An 18,170-nucleotide genomic window follows, 5' to 3' on the forward strand; every position below is an offset into this window, starting at 1 on the left:
TATGCTGGCGCACCTCCAGTAATCCGCACGAGAGGCACGACCCCCATGCGCAGCCAGTTCTTCGGCAACCTCGAACAGGGACAGCAGCTCCCCGGCCACTTCGCCCTCCAGAACTCCAAGATGCTCCGGGTCCACCTGAACGGCGACGTCCTCGCCCGGCAGGGCTCCATGGTCGCCTTCCAGGGGCAGATGGAGTTCGACTACGAAGGCGCGGGCGGCATCGGCAAGTTCATGAAGAAGGCCCTGACCGGCGAGGGCGTCCCCCTCATGCGCGTCAAGGGCCAGGGCCTGCTCTTCGTCGCCAACGACGCCGACGACATCCACCTGTTCTACCTGGAGAACGAGGGCATCACCGTCAACGGCAAGAACATCCTCGCCTACGACTCGCACCTGCAGGCCGACATCCAGCGCGTCCAGGGCGCCGGAATCGCCGCGGGCGGCCTGTTCAACACCACCCTCCAGGGCACCGGCTGGGTGGCGCTCACCACACACGGCACCCCCGTGATGCTCGACTGCGGCCGCGCCCCCACGTTCGCCGACGGCCAGTCCGCCGTCGCGTGGAGCACCAGCCTCCAGGTCGGCGTCAACCGCACCTTCAAGGCGAGCGCCCTCATCGGCCGCGGCAGCGGCGAAGCGATGCAGCTCGCCTACCAGGGCCAAGGCTTCGTCCTCATCCAGGCCAGCGAGGGCCCGACGGTCGCACCGCACACGCACTGAGCCCCAGCCGGACGACCCCTGGCAGATCCTGCCGAAGGCGCGGCCCTGCCTTCGGCCGGTTCAGCCAATGGCGGGGCGGTGTGGGCGGGGTTACGACACGCTGGCGTGGTGCGGGGGCAAGTGCGAGTAGCCTTGTTGCGTCTCAGAACTTACCTGCGAGCTGCGGAAGAGGGCGATCTCCGCCGTGTCGACAGAGTCGTCGCAAACGAGTGCCGACCCGATGCTGACCGATTTCGGCGCCAACGAGTGGCTGGTCGACGAGCTGTACCAGAAGTACCTCGACGACCCCAACTCCGTTGACGAAGCCTGGTGGAACTTCTTCGCGGACTACCGGCCCGACAGCCGGCCCGTGTCCGCCACCCCCCAGGCCCCGGCCGACGGCGCGGCCCCGAAGGCCGCCAACGGCACGGCGGCCGCTCCGCCGACACCGCAGCCACCGCCCGCGCCGCCGAAGGCCCCGGCCGCGCCGGCGGCCAAGCCCGCGGCCCCGAAGGCGGACAGGCCGGCGCCCCCGCCGGTGCCGGCGGGGGCCGAGGAGGTCCGGCTGCGCGGCGTCGCCGCCCGGACGGCCACCAACATGGAGGCCAGCCTCGCCGTGCCGACGGCGACGAGCGTGCGCGCCGTCCCGGCCAAGCTGCTGATCGACAACCGCATCGTCATCAACAACCACCTCAAGCGCGGGCGCGGCGGGAAGGTCTCCTTCACGCACCTGATCGGGTACGCGATCGTCCGGGCGCTGGCCGCGATGCCCGAGATGAACGCCGCGTTCACCGAGGTGGACGGCAAGCCGGTGCTGATCAGGCCGGAGCACGTCAACTTCGGGCTGGCCATCGACCTGCAGAAGGGCGACGGCTCGCGCCAGCTGGTGGTGCCGAGCATCAAGGCCGCCGAGACGCTGGACTTCCGCCAGTTCTGGGCCTCCTACGAGGAGATCGTCCGCAAGGCCCGCGGCGGCAAGCTCACCCTGGAGGACTTCCAGGGCACCACGATCAGCCTGACCAACCCGGGCACGATCGGCACGGTCCACTCGGTGCCGCGGCTGATGCCCGGCCAGGGCACGATCATCGGCGTCGGCGCCATGGAGTACCCGGCCGAGTTCGCGGGCGCGTCCAGCGACACCCTGGCCCGCATGGGGATCAGCAAGGTGATGACGCTGACCTCCACCTACGACCACCGGATCATCCAGGGCGCGCAGTCCGGCGACTTCCTGCGCCGCATCAACCAGCTGCTGCTCGGCGAGGACGGCTTCTACGACGAGATCTTCGAGGCGCTGCGCATCCCGTACGAGCCGGTGCGCTGGGTCAAGGACATCTCCGCCACCCACGAGGACGACGTCGCCAAGGTCGCCCGCGTGCACGAGCTGATCCACGCCTACCGGGTCCGGGGCCATCTGATGGCCGACACCGACCCGCTGGAGTACAAGCAGCGCCGCCACCCCGATCTCGACATCCTCAAGCACGGCCTCACCCTGTGGGACCTGGAGCGCGAGTTCGCGACCGGCGGGTTCGGCGGCAAGCCGACGATGAAGCTGCGCGACATCCTCGGCGTGCTGCGGATGGCGTACTGCCGGACGGTCGGCATCGAGTACATGCACATCCAGGACCCGGAGGAGCGCGCCTGGATCCAGGAGCGCGTCGAGGTCCCGCACGAGAAGCCCTCGCGCGAGGAGCAGCTGCACGTGCTGCGGCGGCTGAACAGCGCCGAGGCGTTCGAGACGTTCCTGCAGACGAAGTTCGTCGGGCAGAAGCGGTTCTCCCTGGAGGGCGGCGAGTCGGTCATCCCGCTGCTCGACTCGGTGATCTCGGCGGCGGCCAAGGCCAGCCTGGACGAGGTCGTGATCGGCATGGCGCACCGCGGCCGGCTGAACGTCCTCGCCAACATCGTCGGCAAGTCCTACGGGCAGATCTTCGGCGAGTTCGAGGGCAACCTCGACCCGCGCAGCGCCCAGGGCTCGGGCGACGTGAAGTACCACCTCGGGGCGTCCGGCGACTTCGTCGGCAGCGACGGCTCCAAGATCCACACCGAGCTGGTCGCGAACCCCTCCCATCTGGAGACGGTCGACCCGGTGCTGGAGGGCGTCGTCCGCGCCAAGCAGGACCTGCTGGACGTCGGCGAGGCCGGCTTCACCGTGCTGCCGATCCTGATCCACGGCGACGCCGCGTTCGCCGGGCAGGGCGTGGTGGCCGAGACGCTGAACCTGTCGCAGCTGCGCGGCTACCGCACCGGCGGCAGCGTGCACGTGATCATCAACAACCAGGTGGGCTTCACCACCGCGCCGGAGTACTCGCGCTCCAGCGTCTACGCCACCGACGTCGCGCGGATGATCCAGGCGCCGATCTTCCACGTGAACGGCGACGACCCCGAGATGTGCGCGCGGGTGGCGCGGCTGGCGTTCGAGTACCGGCAGACGTTCAAGAAGGACGTCGTCATCGACATGGTCTGCTACCGGCGGCGCGGCCACAACGAGGGCGAGAACCCCTCGTTCACGCAGCCGCTCATGTACGACCTGATCGACGCCAAGCGGTCCGTGCGCAAGCTCTACACCGAGGCGCTGATCGGCCGCGGCGACATCACGGTGGAGGAGGCCGAGCAGGCCCTCCGCGACTACCAGGAGCAGCTGGAGCGCGCCTTCACCGAGACCCGGGAGGCCGTGAAGAAGCCCCTCGAACCGGGCTCGGTCGTGAAGCCCGACGTCGAGGAGCGCATTCCGATCGACCACGGCAAGGCCGGCTCGGCGATCCCGCGGGAGACCGTGAAGCGGCTCATCGAGTCCCAGGTCAGCCTGCCGGAGGGCTTCACCCCGCACCCGCGGCTCCAGCCGATCCTGCAGCGCCGCGCCCAGATGATCGAGGACGACGCGATCGACTGGGCGACCGGCGAACTGCTGGCGATGGGCTCGCTGCTGATCGACGGCCACCCGGTGCGGCTCGTCGGGCAGGACACCCGGCGCGGCACCTTCGGCCAGCGGCACGCGGTGCTCGTCGACCGCAGGACGGGCGAGGAGTACACGCCGCTCAAGCAGTTCGGGCAGGGCGTGTCGAAGTTCTACGCCCACGACTCGCTGCTCAGCGAGTACGCGGCGATGGGCTTCGAGTACGGCTACTCGATGACCCGTCCCGACGCGCTCGTGTGCTGGGAGGCCCAGTTCGGCGACTTCGCCAACGGCGCCCAGTCGATCGTGGACGAGTACATCTCCTCCGGCGAGCAGAAGTGGGGCCAGCACTCCGGCGTCGTGCTGCTGCTGCCGCACGGCTACGAGGGCCAGGGGCCCGACCACTCGTCCGCGCGGATCGAGCGGTACCTGCAGCTGTGCGCGCAGGACAACATGACCGTCGTCTACCCGACCACTCCGGCGAACTACTTCCACCTGCTGCGCTGGCAGGTGCTGTCGGCGCGGCACAAGCCGCTGGTCGTGTTCACGCCGAAGTCGCTGCTGCGCCTGAAGGCGGCCACGTCCCCGGTCGAGGAGATCACCGGCGGCGCGTTCCAGCCGGTCATCCCGGAGAGCGACCCGGCGGTCGACCCGGCGGGCGTGCGGCGGGTGCTGCTCACCACCGGCAAGATCTACTACGACGTGGTGAAGGCCCGGCAGGCGGCGGGCGCGAACGACACCGCGGTCGTGCGGGTCGAGCGGCTCTACCCGCCGCCGGTCGACGAGATCAAGGCGGAGCTGGCCAGGTACCCGGCCGACGTCGAGATCGTCTGGGTGCAGGACGAGCCCGCCAACATGGGCGCCTGGCCGTTCATGGCGCTGAAGCTGCCGCGCCACATCGAGGGGCTGAAGATGTCGCGGGTGTCGCGCCCGGCGTCCTCGTCCCCGGCGGTGGGCTCGGCGAAGCTGCACCAGGCGGAGCAGGAGGCGCTGCTCGCGCGCCTGTTCGGCGAGCAGAATTAGAGCGGTACTGATCGACCCGAGGGCTCCGGTGCACCGCGCCGGGGCCCTCGGCGTCCATGGGGAGGGACGCGATGTACTTCACCGACCGCGGCATCGAGGAGCTGGCGGAGCGGCGCGGCGCCGAGGAGGTCAGCCTGGAGTGGCTGGCGGGCCGGCTGCGCGAGTTCGTCGACCTGAACCCCGAGTTCGAGACCCCCGTCGACCGCCTCGCCACCTGGCTCGCGCGCCTTGACGAGGAAGACGAGGACTGACCGGTGACCGGAGCGGAGCGCCGGCGGAGTGCAGGGCGCCGGTCAGCCCCTCGGAGGACCAGGGGTGCCTCTCCCGAAGGTGAACGCGATATGTCTTGACTTCCAGGAGACGCGACATATCGTGTTTACTGACGGCAGGCCTCTCGGACGAAGGGCACATCGTGATGTCGCGCTGGACGATCGACGAACCGACCACCCTCGACTTCGACGGCGTGGTCGCGCTGCGGGTCACACTGATCGCGGGCAGCGTGTCGGTGCTCGCCTCCGACGAGCGTCCCTCCATCATGGTCGGTGACGTCGAGGGGCCGCCGCTCGTGGTCACGCACGAGGCGGGAATGCTCACCGTCACCCACGAGAAGCTCTGGGAGGGCGTGCTCGGCTGGCTGCGCAACCAGAGGGTCCGCGCGGCGGTCACCGTGACCGTCCCGCACGACTGCCCGGTCAGCCTCAACCTGGTGTCGGCGGACGCGGTGGTGACCGGCACGACGGCCCGCACGTCCATCAAGAGCGCCTCGGGCGAGGTGACGCTCGACGGCGTGTCGGGCGCGATCGACGCCAACACGGTCTCCGGCGCGGTCGAGGCGCAGGGCCTGGACGGGACGGTGTCGTTCACGTCCGTGTCCGGCGACCTGACCCTGGCCGGCGCGTCGGTCGAGCGGCTGGCGGCCCGGACGGTCAGCGGCCGCATCGCCGCCGACGTCGACCTGTCCGGCAGCGGCGGCGTCGAGGTGAACACGGTCTCGGGCGAGGTGGCGCTGCGCGTCCCGGCGTCCACGGGCGCGCGGGTGACGCTGAACTCGGCCGCCGGGCGCATCGAGACGTCCTTCCCGTTCGACCGGCAGGAACGCGCCGTCTCCCGCTCCGTCACCGGCAGGATGGGCGACGGCTCGGGGCGGGTCGCGGTCAACACGGTGTCCGGCACGATCGCCCTCCTCGGCCGCGACGACGACGCCCCGGAGATCACCACACCCCGAATGGAGAAGTGACGACGTGAGCCCCGTCTTCGGCCACGGTCGCCTGCGGCTGTACCTGCTCAAGCTGCTGGAGGAGAGCCCGCGGCACGGCTACGAGGTGATCCGGCTCCTGCAGGACCGGTTCCTCGGGGTGTACTCGCCCTCCCCCGGCACGATCTACCCGCGGCTGGCCCGGCTGGAGGCCGAGGGCCTGGTCACCCATGAGGTGATCAAGGGAAAGAAGGTGTACTCGCTGACCGACAAGGGACGCGAGGAGCTGGAGCGCCGGATGGACGAGCTGGCCGAGCTGGAGGAGGAGATCGCCGCCTCGGCGCAGGAGTTCGCGCGCGGGGTGCAGGAGGACGTCCGCCAGACCGTCCGGACGCTGCGCGAGGAGCTGACGCAGGCCGCCCGGACGATGCGCGACCAGGGCAAGGCCACGTCCAAGGACGCGTGGAAGGAGACCACCGAGCGCCAGAAGGACGAGTGGCGCCGGCAGAAGGAGCACTGGCGGGAGCAGAAGCAGGCGTGGAAGGAGGAGTGGCGGCAGAACTGGGACGACGCCTGGAAGACGGCGACCGGGACCCGCGAGGACGTCGCCCGCCTCAAGCTGGAGCGCCTGCTGCGCGGGTTCGTCGAGGACGTCCGCAAGGCCGCGAAGACGGCCCGCCTGGACGACGACGACCTCGCCGCCGCGCAGGCCCTCCTCGACGAGACCCGCGAGCGGCTGCGGGACGAGGTCTTCCGCCGGAGGCCGTGACCGGGCGTCCCGGCCGCGGTCCCCTCACGGTGTCACGGCATCAGGGCGTCACGGGGTGAAGACGATCTTGCCGAAGAGGTCGCCCTCCGCCATCGCGGCGAAGCCCTCCTCCGCCCGGCCGAGCGGCAGCGTCCGGTCGATCCGCGGCCGCACGCCGGTCTTGACCAGGAACCTCGCGAGGCGCTCCAGCTGGTCGCGGGTCCCCATGGTGGAGCCGACGATCTGGAGCTGGAGGAAGAACACGCGGTTCAGCTCGGCGGGCGGCACCTGGCCGCTGGTCGCGCCCGACACCACGACGCGCCCGCCGGGGCGCAGCGACTTCAGCGAGTGCGACCAGGTCGCCTGCCCGACGGTCTCGATCACGGCGTCGACCCGCTCGGGCAGCCGCGCGCCCGTCTCGAAGGCGGCGTCCGCCCCGATCTCCTCGGCGCGCCTGCGCTTGGCCTCGCTGCGGCTCGTCGCGTAGACGCGGTAGCCGGCGGCGGCCGCCAGCGCGATCGCCGCGGTCGCGACGCCCCCGCCCGCGCCCTGCACCAGCACGGACCCGCCGGGCTGGAGCCCGGACTTGCCGAACAGCATCCGGTACGCGGTGAGCCACGCCGTCGGCAGGCAGGCCGCCTCCTCGAAGGACAGCTCGGCGGGCTTGGGGACGAGGTTGCGGCGCGGCACCGCGACCTTCTCCGCGAGCGTCCCGGGGTGGACCTCCGAAAGCAGCGAGCGCTCGGGGTCGAGGGTCTCGTCGCCGCCGCCCCGGTCCGGGTCGCCGATCACCGAGTGGACGATGACCTCGTTGCCGTCCTCGTCCACCCCGGCCGCGTCGCCGCCGAGGATCATGGGGAGCCGGTCGGCGGGCAGGGCGACGCCCTTCAGCGACCACAGGTCGTGGTGGTTGAGCGCGGCGGCCTTCACCGTGACGGTCGTCCAGCCGTCCGGTACCTCGGGATCGGGCCGCTCCCCCAGCGTGAGGCCGGTCAGCGGATGGTCTGCGTCGATCTGTGTGGCCGTGACAGCGAACATGAACGCACACTAACCGCCGGCCGCCGAGCGGAGCGGCCCGCCCCCGGCGTGTCGGGGACGGGCCGCGCGCCCGGGCGTCAGAGCACCTTGGACAGGAAGTCCTGCGTCCGGGGGTGCTTCGGGTTGGCCAGGACCTCCCTGGGGGTGCCCTCCTCGACCACGACGCCGCCGTCCATGAAGACCAGCGAGTCGCCGACCTCGCGGGCGAAGCCCATCTCGTGGGTGACCACGACCATGGTCATGCCGTCGAGGGCGAGCTGCTTCATGACCTCCAGGACCTCGCCGACGAGCTCGGGGTCGAGTGCGGAGGTCGGCTCGTCGAACAGCATCAGCGCGGGCTCCATGGCGAGGGCCCGCGCGATCGCGACCCGCTGCTGCTGCCCGCCGGACAGCTGCGCCGGGTAGCTGTTCACCTTGTCCCCGAGCCCGACCCGCGTGAGCAGGGCGACGGCCCGCTCCCTGACCTGCGCCTTCGGCTGCCTCTTCACCCGGCAGGGCGCCTCCATGACGTTCTCCAGCGCCGTCATGTGCGGGAAGAGGTTGAACCGCTGGAACACCATGCCGATCTCGCGGCGCTGGGCGGCGACCTCCCGGTCGCGCAGCTCGTAGAGCTTGCCGCCCGACTCCCGGTAGCCGACGAGGTGGCCGTTCACCCACAGCCGCCCCGCGTTGATCTTCTCCAGGTGGTTGATGCAGCGCAGGAACGTCGACTTGCCCGACCCGGACGGGCCGACGACGCACATCACCTCGCCGGGCCTGACCTCCAGGTCGATGCCCTTCAGCACCTCCAGCCGCCCGAACGACTTGTGCACGGCCTCGGCCTTGACCATCAGCCCGCCGCTCGCGGCCGCGGGCTCCGGGGCGTCGCCCACGATGTCCTCGCCTCCGCTCACTGGCCGCCTCCTCCGCCGCGGAAGCGGAGCCGCTGCCTGGCCTCCGCCCCCTTGCTGGTGCCGCGGCTGTAGTGCCGCTCCAGGTAGTACTGCCCGATCATCATGACCGAGGAGATGAGCAGGTACCACAGGCAGGCCATCACCAGCATCGGAATGATCTTGTACGTGGTGGCGTAGATGGTCTGCGCGGTGAAGGTCAGCTCCGAGTACGGGATGGCCGCGACGAGCGAGGTGTTCTTCAGCATCGAGATCGCCTCGTTGCCCGTCGGCGGGACGATGACGCGCATCGACTGGGGCAGCACGATCCGCCGCATCGTCTGCATCCGGGACATGCCGAGCGCGCTCGCGGCCTCCTGCTGGCCCTCGTCCACCGACAGGATGCCGGCCCGGACGATCTCGGCCATGTAGGCGGCCTCGTTGAGGATCAGCCCCAGCGAGGCCGCGAGCGCGGCGTTGACCAGCTCCTGCGTCTTCCACGTCTCGAACTCGGGGCCGAACGGGATGCCGATCCCGACCGTCGGGAACAGCGTGCCGATCGCGCCCCAGATGAGCAGCTGCGTGTAGAGCGGCGTGCCGCGGAAGAACCACAGGTACACCCAGGCGGCGCCGCTCAGCAGCGGGTTGGCCGACAGCCGCATCAGCGCGAGCGCGATGCCGAGCACGACGCCGCCGACCATGGCGGCCAGGGTGAGCCAGACGGTGTTCCGGACGCCCTTGAGCACCGGATCCGAGTACAGGTACTTCCACTGCTCCGACCAGTCGAGCGCCTTGCTGGTCAGCAGGAAGTGGATGAACATGGCGACCAGCACGAGGACGACGGCCGCCCCGAGCCAGCGCCCCGGATGCCGGACGGGAACGGCCTTGATCGCCTCGGGCCGCCCCTTGCCGGCGTCGTTGTCGACCGTCATGCGATCAGCTCTGCGCCCCGTTGATCTTCGGATCGGTGAGCGCGCCGCTCTCCACGCCGGCGTCGGTGAGGATCTTCTTGTAGGTGCCGTCGGCGATCAGGGCCTTCAGCGCGCCCTGGATGGCGTCCTTGAGCTGGCCGGAGTTCTTGCCGACCGCGAAGCCGTAGGGCGCGGTGTCGTAGACCTGGCCGATGATCTCCAGCTTGCCGCCGGTCTTCTTCACCGCGTCGCCGACGATGGGCGAGTCGGCGGCCATGCCGTCGACCTTGCCCGCGACCAGGTCGTTGTTGACCTCGGTCTGCTGCTTGCGGACGACGCTCTTGATGGCCGGCTTGCCCGCGTCGGTGCACTTCTTGCTGCGCGCGGTGAGGTCGTCGACCTGCACGGTGCCCTGCTGGACGCCGATGGACTTGCCGCAGGCGTCGTCGGGGTTGACGCCCTTCGGGTTGCCCTTGAGCACGGCCCAGGACGTCCCGGCCGAGTAGTAGGTGATGAAGTCGACGGCCTGCTCGCGCTCCTTGGTGTCGGTGAAGGAGGAGACGCCCGCCTCGTACTTGCCGGACTGGACGCCCGGGATGATCGTGTCGAAGCCCGCATTGCTGTACTGCGTCTTCAGGCCGAGCTTGGCCGCGACGGCGCTGAACAGGTCGACGTCCCACCCGACGATCTTCTGTGAGGCGGGGTCGACGGACTCGTTGGGCGGGTACGAGGCGTCCGTGCCGATCGCGATCTTCCCATCGCTCTTGATCGCGGCCGGGACCATCGCCGCGAGTTTGCTGTCCACGCTCGTGTTCGAGGCCGCGGAGCCCGAGTCGCCCGAGTCGTTGCTGTCGCCGCATGCGGACAGCGCGAGCGCGCCCGTCAGTACGAGCGCGCTCGCCGCGACGGCGCGGCGGCGCAGAGAACCGGTGATCACTGGTCCCCCTCCAGGTGGTTTCGTCGGATCCGCGTAGATCCGAAGGTCAGGTGCACAGTTTGGCGTACAACGTCCCTGATCTGGATAAAGGGTGCGAAACAATCACGCAACGAGGCGAACCCGGATCAGCCAGCGCTCAGGGTGTATGCCCTACGGAACGCGACCGACCCACCACCGCGCGGACGCGTCGGGTGACGCTCACCACCCACCCCGGCCTCCGGGCGGGTCCGGCCCCCTGTGGCACAATCAGACAACGGGTGACCCCCGTGCGTCGCGAGATCCACCGGGTGACCGGCCACACCAGACCACCACCGCGGCGGCATCTCAAGAAAGCCAACTTTCACAGACAGGGGTCGCTGTGGCTGCCGAGCCCATTCCCACCGAACCGCCCTCACTGGACGACGATCCGGCCTTTCCGCTGCACCGCGGCGGGAAGCTCGAGATGCGCTCGACCATTCCCGTCCGCAACAAGGACGACCTCTCGCTGGCCTACACGCCGGGCGTCGCCCGCGTGTGCACCGCGATCGCCGACAACCCCGAGCTGGCCTACGAGTACACCTGGACCTCCAGGGTCGTCGCCGTCGTGACCGACGGCACCGCCGTGCTCGGGCTCGGCGACATCGGCCCGGCGGCGTCCATGCCGGTCATGGAGGGCAAGTCACTGCTGTTCAAGGAGTTCGCGGACGTCGACTCCGTGCCGATCGCGCTGAGCTGCACGGGCGTCGACGAGATCGTCGACACCGTGATCCGGATGGCGCCGAGCTTCGGCGGCATCAACCTGGAGGACATCAGCGCGCCCCGCTGCTTCGAGATCGAGGACCGGCTGCGCGCGGCCCTCGACATCCCCGTCTTCCACGACGACCAGCACGGCACCGCGATCGTCGCGCTCGCCGCGCTCACCAACGCGGCGCGCTTCGTCGGCAAGCCGCTGTCGGAACTGCGCGCGGTCGTGGCGGGCGCGGGCGCGTCCGGCATCGCGGTCTCGCAGATCCTGATCGAGGCGGGCATCGGCGACATCGCCCTGTCCGACAGCAAGGGCATCATCCACGAGGGGCGCGACGGCCTGAACCCCGTCAAGGAGCGCATCGCCGCGATCACCAACCGCTCGCACCTGAAGGGCTCCACGGAGGAGGCGCTGCGCGGCGCCGACGTGTTCATCGGCCTGTCCGGCAGCACGGTCCACGAGTCGTGCGTCGCCACGATGTCGGACAGCGCGATCGTCTTCGCCCTCTCCAACCCGACCCCCGAGGTCCACCCGGACGTTGCCCGCCGGCACGCCAAGGTCGTCGCGACCGGCCGCAGCGACTACCCGAACCAGATCAACAACGTGCTGGCGTTCCCCGGCATCTTCCGCGGCGCGCTGGACGTCCGGGCCCACACGATCACCGAGGGGATGAAGCTGGCGGCGGCGAACGCCCTCGCCGGCATCGTCGGCGACGACCTGACCGCCGACTACGTCATCCCCGGCCCGTTCGACGACCGCGTCGCCCCGGCCGTCACGGCCGCCGTCGCCGCCAAGGCCCGTGAAGAGGGCGTCGCCCGCATCTGACCGACGCGCCCCGACCAGCGCCGGCCCGTGCTCCCGTCCGGAGCACGGGCCGCAGCGGTTTGGGCGGCGGCGGCCAGTAGCGGGCGATGACGCGGCCCCTCAGGAGCGTGTCGGGGACGGGACCGAAGGTCCAGCTGTCCTGGCGGCCCGGGGCGCGCTGGTTGTCGCTCTCCAGCCACCAGCCGTCCGCGGAGCGGTGCGCGACGCGTTTGACGATGAGCAGCCCGCGGCGCTCCGGGTGCTCGGCCACGACCACGTCGCCCGGGGCGGGGCGGGCTCCGGGGAGGACGACGAGCCAGTCCCCCGGGCGCAGGCCCGGGAGCATCGAGTCACCGGTGACCTCCACGGCCGTCGGCCTGCGGGCCGCCGCGAGCGCGAGCGCCGCCGCGCCGGCGAGGCCCCACAGCACCGGAGGCCCGGGGGTGCGGATCCGCATGGTCCTCCTCGTCGGCCCGCATACTTCGGCGGGCGGCGGTCACAAACACTGCTGGAGAGGTTCCGGGCCGGAAGGCCCGGGTCTTAGGCCGAATTACCGAGTGCCCTGCCCGGACGGGCCCCGGTGCACAAGGGTAATGTCGGTGACCTGAGCATGATCCGTAACGAGGGAAGGGATTCGCAGGTGTTGCTCAAGCTTCTGCGCCCGAAGACCACGGTGTCCGCGCACTGCGACCTGCCGTGCGGGGTCTACGACCCGGCGCAGGCCCGGATCGAGGCCGAGTCCGTGAAGGCGATCATTGAGAAGTACGCCGCCAACGAGGACCCGGAGTTCCGCGCCCGGGCGATCCTGATCAAGGAGCAGCGCTCGCAGCTGGTCAAGGAGCACCTGTGGGTGCTGTGGACCGACTACTTCAAGCCGCCGCACTTCGAGAAGTACCCGCAGCTGCACCAGCTGTTCAACGAGGCCACCAAGCTCGCGGGCGCCTCCGGCACCAAGGGCAGCATGGACGGCAAGGCCGCCGAGGACCTGCTCGCGAAGATCGCCGAGATCGACAAGATCTTCTGGGAGACCAAGCAGGGCTGAGCGCGTTCAGCTCATCGCGAGGGCCGTCCGCTCCCGGACGGCCCTCGCGGCGCGTCAGGGGGCGGTCATCCGGGCGGCGCGGGCCGTCAGGGCGTCCAGGACGTCGGTGTGCCGGTCGCCGGTGCTGATCTCCATGGCCAGCGCGCCGCCGGTCGCGGTGAGGGTGAAGGTGAAGAACGAGCAGCAGCCCGTCTCCCGGGCGGCGAGCTCGGCGGCCCGCCCGGCCGTCCGCGGGTCGGGGCGCAGTTCCATCCGCACCCGGCCCGGCCCGGCGGGCCGGACGGCGGTCACCGCCTCGGCGAACAGCGCGTCGAACTCGGCCGCCCGCAACGGCCGCTCGGCCGTCGGCAGCGTGCACGCCCGCGGCGCCCATCCGTCGTCGTCCGGCCGGGCCGGCATTCGCTGAATCTCCATGGCCCGACGGTAGGCCCGTACCCCGGTACCGGACGCAAGTCAGCCGCCAGACGAGCGGGCGGCCCGGGTGAGGGCGTCGCCGGTGAGGCGGTGGACCGTCCACTCGTCCTGCGGGCGGGCGCCGAGGGCCTTGTAGAACCCGATCGCCGGCTCGTTCCAGTCCAGGACGGACCACTCGACGCGCCCGTAGCCGCGGTCGTCGGCGACGCGGGCCAGCTCGGTGAGCAGCCCCTTGCCGTAGCCGTGGCCGCGGTACTCCGGCTCGACGAACAGGTCCTCCAGGTAGATGCCGTGCGTGCCGTTCCAGGTGGAGAACGAGAGGAACCACACGGCGAACCCGACGACCCGCCCGTCGTGCTCGGCGACGTGGGCGAAGACCTTGGGGTCGTCGCCGAACAGCCGGGCCCGCAGCTGGTCCTCGGTCGCCTTCACCTCGTGGAGGGCGCGCTCGTACTCGGCCAGCTCGCGGACCAGCCGCAGGATCTCCGGGACGTCGCCGGTCGTCGCGTAACGAATCACACGAGGCAGGCTAATCGAGCGGCGGCAGTGCGGCGTCGGGATCGGCCCACCGGTCGTTGGGGACGAGCGGGTACCAGCCCGGACGGCCGGGGTCGCGGTCGTAGTGGTAGCCGCCGAGCTCCTTGTACAGCTCCGCGTACTCGGCCACCTTGTCACGGTCCAGGCGGACGCCGAGGCCGGGGCCCGACGGCACCGGGATCCTGCCGCCGGAGTACCGCATCGGTCCGCCCTCGATGACGTCGTCGGCGAGGTGGTGGTAGTGCGCGTCGGCGGCGTAGGTGAGGTTGGGCAGGACGGCGCCGAGGTGCAGCATGGTGGCGAGCTGGATGCCGAGCTCGCCGGAGGAGTGGACGGCGACGCCGATCTGGAACGTCTCGCACACGCCGGCGGCCTTCACGCACGCCCGGATGCCGCCCCAGAACGTGGTGTCGAGCAGGACGACGTCCGCGCCGCGCCGCAGCACGTTCGCGGCGAGCTGCTCGAAGTTCACGACGACGGTGTTGGTGGCGAGCGGGATGTTGACGCGCTCGCGGACGAGGCGCAGCCCCTCCAGCCCGAGGACCGGGTCCTCCAGGTAGTCGTTGGGCAGGTCCTCGATGGCCTTCCCGAACCGCAGGCCCTCCTCCAGGCTCAGCACGGAGTTCGGGTCGTAGCGGAAGCGGTCGCCGGGGAACGCCTCGGCGAGCGCCTTGTAGCACTCCAGCTCGTGGCCCGGCGGGAACACGCCGCCCTTCAGCTTGTGGACGGTGAACCCGTGCGCGTCCTTGAGCGCGCGGGCGTGCTCGACGAGCTGCTCGGGGGTGCGGACCTCCGGCGAGCCTCCGGCGCCCGGGTAGCGGTAGAACAGGTAGGAGGCGAACGGGACGGAGTCGCGGATGCGGCCGCCGAGCAGGTCGTACACCGGGACGCCGAGGTGCTGGCCGACGAGGTCGAGGCAGGCGAACTCGATGGCGGCGAGCATCTGCGTGCGGTTGTTGTACAGGCTCGCCGTCGGGTTGGCGATCTTGAAGCGGAGCGCCTCCAGCTCGAACGGGTCGTGGCCCTCCAGGTGCGGGGCGAGGGCCTGGAAGGCCGCCTCGGCGCTCTGCCCGCCGCCGCCCATCTCGCCGAGCCCGACCAGCCCGTTGTCGGCCTCGACCTCGACGATCGTCCGGACGAAGCGGCCCCAGTGCGCGCCGTTGCTGTGCAGCAGGGGCGCCTCCAGCGGCACGGTGACCGTGGTGGCGCGGATACCTGTGATCTTCATGTGTCCCCGATCCGTACTCAACGCCGAACCGTGACGGTGGCGACGCCGCAGGCGGGCAGCCGCACCGTCATGGTGCCGTCCCGGACGGGCAGTTCCGCCGGGTCACGCTCCAGACCGCCGCTCAGCAGGGCGCCGGTGGCGCCCGGCACGTGCAGGCCCGTCTCCACCGGGCCCGCGGCGAGCGACTGGAGCCGGACGGCCAGCCCGTCGCCGTCGCGGGCGCGCCCCACGGAGGTGACGAGCACGTCCGGGTCGTCCACGCGCAGGAAGGTCCCCGATTCCGCGGCGGGCATGTCGCCGGTGGCGAGGGTGGCGACGAACGGGTCGGTGATCCCGGCGGCCGTGCGGGCGCCGAGCCGGCGGCCCGAGCCCGCCGCGCCGGACGCGAACGCGTACCGGAAGGTGGTCTCGCCCTGCTGCTGGGACGGGAAGTTGGTGTCCCAGATGTTGTTCAGCGCCCACGAGTAGACGGTGCCGTCCTCGTTGTCGAGCGTCGGCGGGAACGGCGCGTAGGGCATGTGGATGGAGCCGAACTGGACGAGCGGCGCCTCCAGCGTCGCCCACGCGACGGTCAGGTCGGGGTCCTCGAAGGCGACCCAGTGGCGGATCGGGCGCATGTGCTCCGCCGATCCCGGGACGCTCGGGACGCCGGTGCCGCCGACGCCGCCGGTGAGCTCCCAGGCGTCGGGCGGGCCGTCCACGGCGAACGGGAACGCGAAGAAGACCGCCTCCTTGGCCGCGGTGGGCTGCTTGCCGAGCTGGTAGCGGACGTCCACCCGCGGCACGCCCGCGTACAGGTCGATCGTCGTGCGCAGCCAGTCGACGCCCTTGCCGTGCAGCTCGACGACGAGGCGCTCCCCCGCGGGGGTGCGGCTGCACTCGGTGACGGTCGCGTGGGTGGCGACGGCCCGGTCGCCGAGCATCGTCTTGTCGTGCACGAGCATGTGCCCGGACATGTGGTTGAAGTGCGGCGCGGTCGCGTACCGGTCGTAGACGTACTGCCCGAAGCCCGCGACCGCGTCGGCGTTCACCAGCTCCCGGCCGGCGGTCTTGTCGAAGACCGAGCCGATGTGCCCTTCCCTGAGGTCGTAGACGACCCGGTAGAACTCGTTCTCGATCGTGCCCTCGAAGCCGAGGTCGACCGGCTCCGGCGCGCCCGTGTCGGCCCGGACGACGTCCACGCGGACGTGCCCGTGGCCGGGGACGTCCGGGACGACCGCCTCCAGGTGGCGGCCGATGGGCCGGGTGGGCCACTCGTCCGGGTCGACCTCCTCCTCGCGGTGCGGGACGGGTTCGCCGGTCCGGGCGTCCACCAGTGCGATGGGGACGTCGACGGCGACGACGTCGCGGGGCAGGAACGCGCGGGCCGCGTCGGTGCGTGCGGCCGTGCCGGGGTTGACGACGAGGAACGAGGCGAGCGCGTCCGGCGCGGCCCCGAACGTCGCGCCGATCCGCCGCGCGCCGGCCTGGAGCAGGTCGAGGGCGTCGTCGTGGGCCTGGTAGCCGACCTGGGACTTGCGGGTCCACTGCAGGCCGCCGGAGTCGCCGCCCTCCTCGGCGTCCTCCCACGGGTTGGCGGCGCCCCAGGTGTGCTCGTCGAACAGCGCGGCCCGGTCGTAGGCCTCGTCGATCGCCCTGCTGGCCGACAGGGACGCGCCGGTGCGCTCGCCGCCGCGCTCGTCGGCGAGGGCGTGCAGCGTCTCGGCGGCCCGCAGGACGTTCTGCGCCCGCCGGACGTAACCGAGCGGCCGGGCGCCGGAGCCGAGGCCGTCGGCCCACCAGTCCGTCCAGTCGCCCTCGTGGGTCTGGAGCCGGTCGCCGTGGTGCTCCTCGACGTACTCGAAGAAGTCGGCGTTGGTCGCCATCCGCAGCCGCGGGTACGCCCAGGTCTCGTTCCAGCGGTGGGCGATGTCGGCGGGGACGATCGACGGCCCGGCGTTGTCGGCGTGCGCGCCCTGGACGCGCAGGTGGACGGCGTCCAGGAAGTCGGGGTCCTTGGCGGCGCCGACCTGGCCGGGCGCGGCGTACCAGCCGAACGTCCCGGGCCCGTAGGGGTAGGGCCGGTCGGCGAGGGAGCCGAGGTAGCGGGGCAGCAGGTCCTCGGCGAGGTCGTAGCCGTCGACGAGCCCGACGGTGTTGCCCTCCATGTAGGCCATGCCGTGCGGGGTGTCGGTGAACCAGACGATCAGCTCGCCGCCGCCCGGCGAGCGCCACCGGAACGGGCGGGCGAGCCTGTCGCCGCCCGTGATGTACGGGACGGAGCGCCCGGCCCAGTTGTGCGCGGCGGCGAGGTACCGGACGCCGGCCGCGTTGAGGGCGTCCACCGTCCCGACGACCGCGCCCGGGATGTCGGTGTGCATCGCCGACCGGACCTCGATGCCGTGCTCGCGGCGCAGCTGCTCGACGAAGCGGAGCTGCCGGTACAGCTCCTCGGTCGAGCACGCCTCGGTGTGCAGCTGCATCGGGAACGCGGTGACCTCGATGTCGCCGGCGCGGGCCCGCTCGGCGAACTCGGCGACCTGGTCGTCGGGGCGGGTCGCGAGCCACCGCAGCGCGGGCATGGACGACTCGACCGACCAGCGGAACCGCGCGTCGTCCGGCCGCCCGTCGGTCTCCCGCGCCAGCCGCAGGGCCGCGTCGAGATAGTCGAGGTGGTGCCGCAGGACGGTGCCCTGCGTGTCGGTGTAGCCGATGTCGAGGTGCGAGTGGTGGACGACGAAGACGTTCCACTTGCGCTGCGGGGCGACGTCGAGCGGCGCGGCCCCGACGAGCCCGCCGGAGTCGCGCACCTCCAGGGTGAAGCGGCGGGGGGCGTCCACCTCGGGGACGAGCAGCGTGACGCTCCCGCCCTCCGCCGCCGCGGACGCGACCTCGGCGTCGCCGTCCTTGAGGACCGCCCTCACGGGGCGCTCGCCGGACAGTGCCAGCCGGACGGCCTGGAGGAGCGCGCCGGTCTCGTCCCGCTTGAACAGCGGCAGCACGGCGGCGCGGACCGACAGCCCGCGCACGGCGAGCACCTCGGTCGAGGTGTCCTGGCGCAGCGCGTCGCGGATCCCGTCATAGTCGGGCGAGCCGAGGCTCGCCTGCAGCAGGCGACTCGTCATCGTTATG

Annotated in this window: 16 protein-coding genes; 7 read left to right on the plus strand and 9 right to left on the minus strand. The window is 71.5% G+C overall.

The genetic code is table 11. The features are described 5' to 3' along the window. Nucleotides 1-45 precede the first annotated feature (45 nt). The 5 genes from CHC11_RS25345 to CHC11_RS25365 all read left to right on the plus strand — a co-directional run bounded on the left by CHC11_RS25345 (nucleotide 46) and on the right by CHC11_RS25365 (nucleotide 6,576). Complete coding sequence (locus CHC11_RS25345) at nucleotides 46-717, plus strand: AIM24 family protein (RefSeq protein ID WP_089314319.1); 672 nt, start codon at nucleotides 46-48, stop codon at nucleotides 715-717. A gap of 184 nt (nucleotides 718-901) precedes the next feature. Beyond that, nucleotides 902-4,612, plus strand: a complete 3,711-nt coding sequence (locus CHC11_RS25350; protein ID WP_089314320.1) for a multifunctional oxoglutarate decarboxylase/oxoglutarate dehydrogenase thiamine pyrophosphate-binding subunit/dihydrolipoyllysine-residue succinyltransferase subunit — start codon at nucleotides 902-904, stop codon at nucleotides 4,610-4,612. 71 nt (nucleotides 4,613-4,683) lie between these two features. Further along, nucleotides 4,684-4,863 (plus strand): DUF6104 family protein, encoded by a 180-nt coding sequence (locus CHC11_RS25355; RefSeq protein ID WP_089314321.1) that lies wholly within the window; start codon nucleotides 4,684-4,686, stop codon nucleotides 4,861-4,863. Nucleotides 4,864-5,027: 164 nt separating this feature from the next. Then, on the plus strand, nucleotides 5,028-5,849 hold the full coding sequence (locus CHC11_RS25360; protein ID WP_089314322.1) for a DUF4097 family beta strand repeat-containing protein: 822 nt from the start codon (nucleotides 5,028-5,030) through the stop codon (nucleotides 5,847-5,849). Nucleotides 5,850-5,853: 4 nt separating this feature from the next. Beyond that, on the plus strand, nucleotides 5,854-6,576 hold the full coding sequence (locus CHC11_RS25365) for a PadR family transcriptional regulator (RefSeq protein ID WP_089314323.1): 723 nt from the start codon (nucleotides 5,854-5,856) through the stop codon (nucleotides 6,574-6,576). A gap of 48 nt (nucleotides 6,577-6,624) precedes the next feature. Here the strand turns inward: CHC11_RS25365 and CHC11_RS25370 are convergent, their stop codons facing one another. From CHC11_RS25370 to CHC11_RS25385, 4 genes are all read right to left on the minus strand, one after another. After that, nucleotides 6,625-7,593, minus strand: coding sequence for a zinc-binding dehydrogenase (locus CHC11_RS25370; protein ID WP_089314324.1), 969 nt, complete (start codon nucleotides 7,591-7,593; stop codon nucleotides 6,625-6,627). A 77-nt stretch (nucleotides 7,594-7,670) separates the two neighbouring features. Then, nucleotides 7,671-8,423 (minus strand): amino acid ABC transporter ATP-binding protein, encoded by a 753-nt coding sequence (locus tag CHC11_RS25375; RefSeq protein WP_089314513.1) that lies wholly within the window; start codon nucleotides 8,421-8,423, stop codon nucleotides 7,671-7,673. 59 nt (nucleotides 8,424-8,482) lie between these two features. After that, complete coding sequence (locus tag CHC11_RS25380) at nucleotides 8,483-9,394, minus strand: amino acid ABC transporter permease (protein ID WP_089314325.1); 912 nt, start codon at nucleotides 9,392-9,394, stop codon at nucleotides 8,483-8,485. 4 nt (nucleotides 9,395-9,398) lie between these two features. Further along, on the minus strand, nucleotides 9,399-10,310 hold the full coding sequence (locus CHC11_RS25385) for an ABC transporter substrate-binding protein (RefSeq protein WP_089314326.1): 912 nt from the start codon (nucleotides 10,308-10,310) through the stop codon (nucleotides 9,399-9,401). 358 nt (nucleotides 10,311-10,668) lie between these two features. Between CHC11_RS25385 and CHC11_RS25390 the strand changes: the two genes are divergently transcribed. Next, nucleotides 10,669-11,859, plus strand: a complete 1,191-nt coding sequence (locus tag CHC11_RS25390; protein WP_089314327.1) for an NAD(P)-dependent malic enzyme — start codon at nucleotides 10,669-10,671, stop codon at nucleotides 11,857-11,859. Here CHC11_RS25390 and sodX read toward each other — a convergent pair. After that, nucleotides 11,807-12,295, minus strand: a complete 489-nt coding sequence (gene sodX / locus CHC11_RS25395; protein WP_089314328.1) for a nickel-type superoxide dismutase maturation protease — start codon at nucleotides 12,293-12,295, stop codon at nucleotides 11,807-11,809. The genes CHC11_RS25390 and sodX overlap by 53 nt on opposite strands. 183 nt (nucleotides 12,296-12,478) lie before the next feature. Here sodX and sodN point away from each other — a divergent pair, with 183 nt between their 5' ends. Then, the gene (gene sodN / locus CHC11_RS25400) at nucleotides 12,479-12,880 is read left to right on the plus strand and encodes a superoxide dismutase, Ni (protein ID WP_218826240.1); all 402 of its coding nucleotides are present in this window, start codon (nucleotides 12,479-12,481) and stop codon (nucleotides 12,878-12,880) included. Nucleotides 12,881-12,934: 54 nt separating this feature from the next. On the opposite strand, the gene CHC11_RS25405 is transcribed toward sodN, so the two are convergent. From CHC11_RS25405 to CHC11_RS25420, 4 genes are read right to left on the minus strand one after another with little or no spacing between them, the layout of a single operon-like run. Then, the gene (locus CHC11_RS25405) at nucleotides 12,935-13,294 is read right to left on the minus strand and encodes a hypothetical protein (protein ID WP_245919745.1); all 360 of its coding nucleotides are present in this window, start codon (nucleotides 13,292-13,294) and stop codon (nucleotides 12,935-12,937) included. A 39-nt stretch (nucleotides 13,295-13,333) separates the two neighbouring features. Continuing rightward, nucleotides 13,334-13,813, minus strand: coding sequence for a GNAT family N-acetyltransferase (locus tag CHC11_RS25410; protein WP_089314331.1), 480 nt, complete (start codon nucleotides 13,811-13,813; stop codon nucleotides 13,334-13,336). A 10-nt stretch (nucleotides 13,814-13,823) separates the two neighbouring features. Continuing rightward, on the minus strand, nucleotides 13,824-15,059 hold the full coding sequence (locus tag CHC11_RS25415; protein ID WP_089314332.1) for an enolase C-terminal domain-like protein: 1,236 nt from the start codon (nucleotides 15,057-15,059) through the stop codon (nucleotides 13,824-13,826). A 17-nt stretch (nucleotides 15,060-15,076) separates the two neighbouring features. Further along, the gene (locus tag CHC11_RS25420; RefSeq protein WP_089314333.1) at nucleotides 15,077-18,163 is read right to left on the minus strand and encodes a glycoside hydrolase family 38 N-terminal domain-containing protein; all 3,087 of its coding nucleotides are present in this window, start codon (nucleotides 18,161-18,163) and stop codon (nucleotides 15,077-15,079) included. Nucleotides 18,164-18,170 lie beyond the last annotated feature (7 nt).

The sequence above is a fragment of the Actinomadura mexicana genome (genome assembly GCF_900188105.1).
Lineage (GTDB): Bacteria > Actinomycetota > Actinomycetes > Streptosporangiales > Streptosporangiaceae > Spirillospora > Spirillospora mexicana.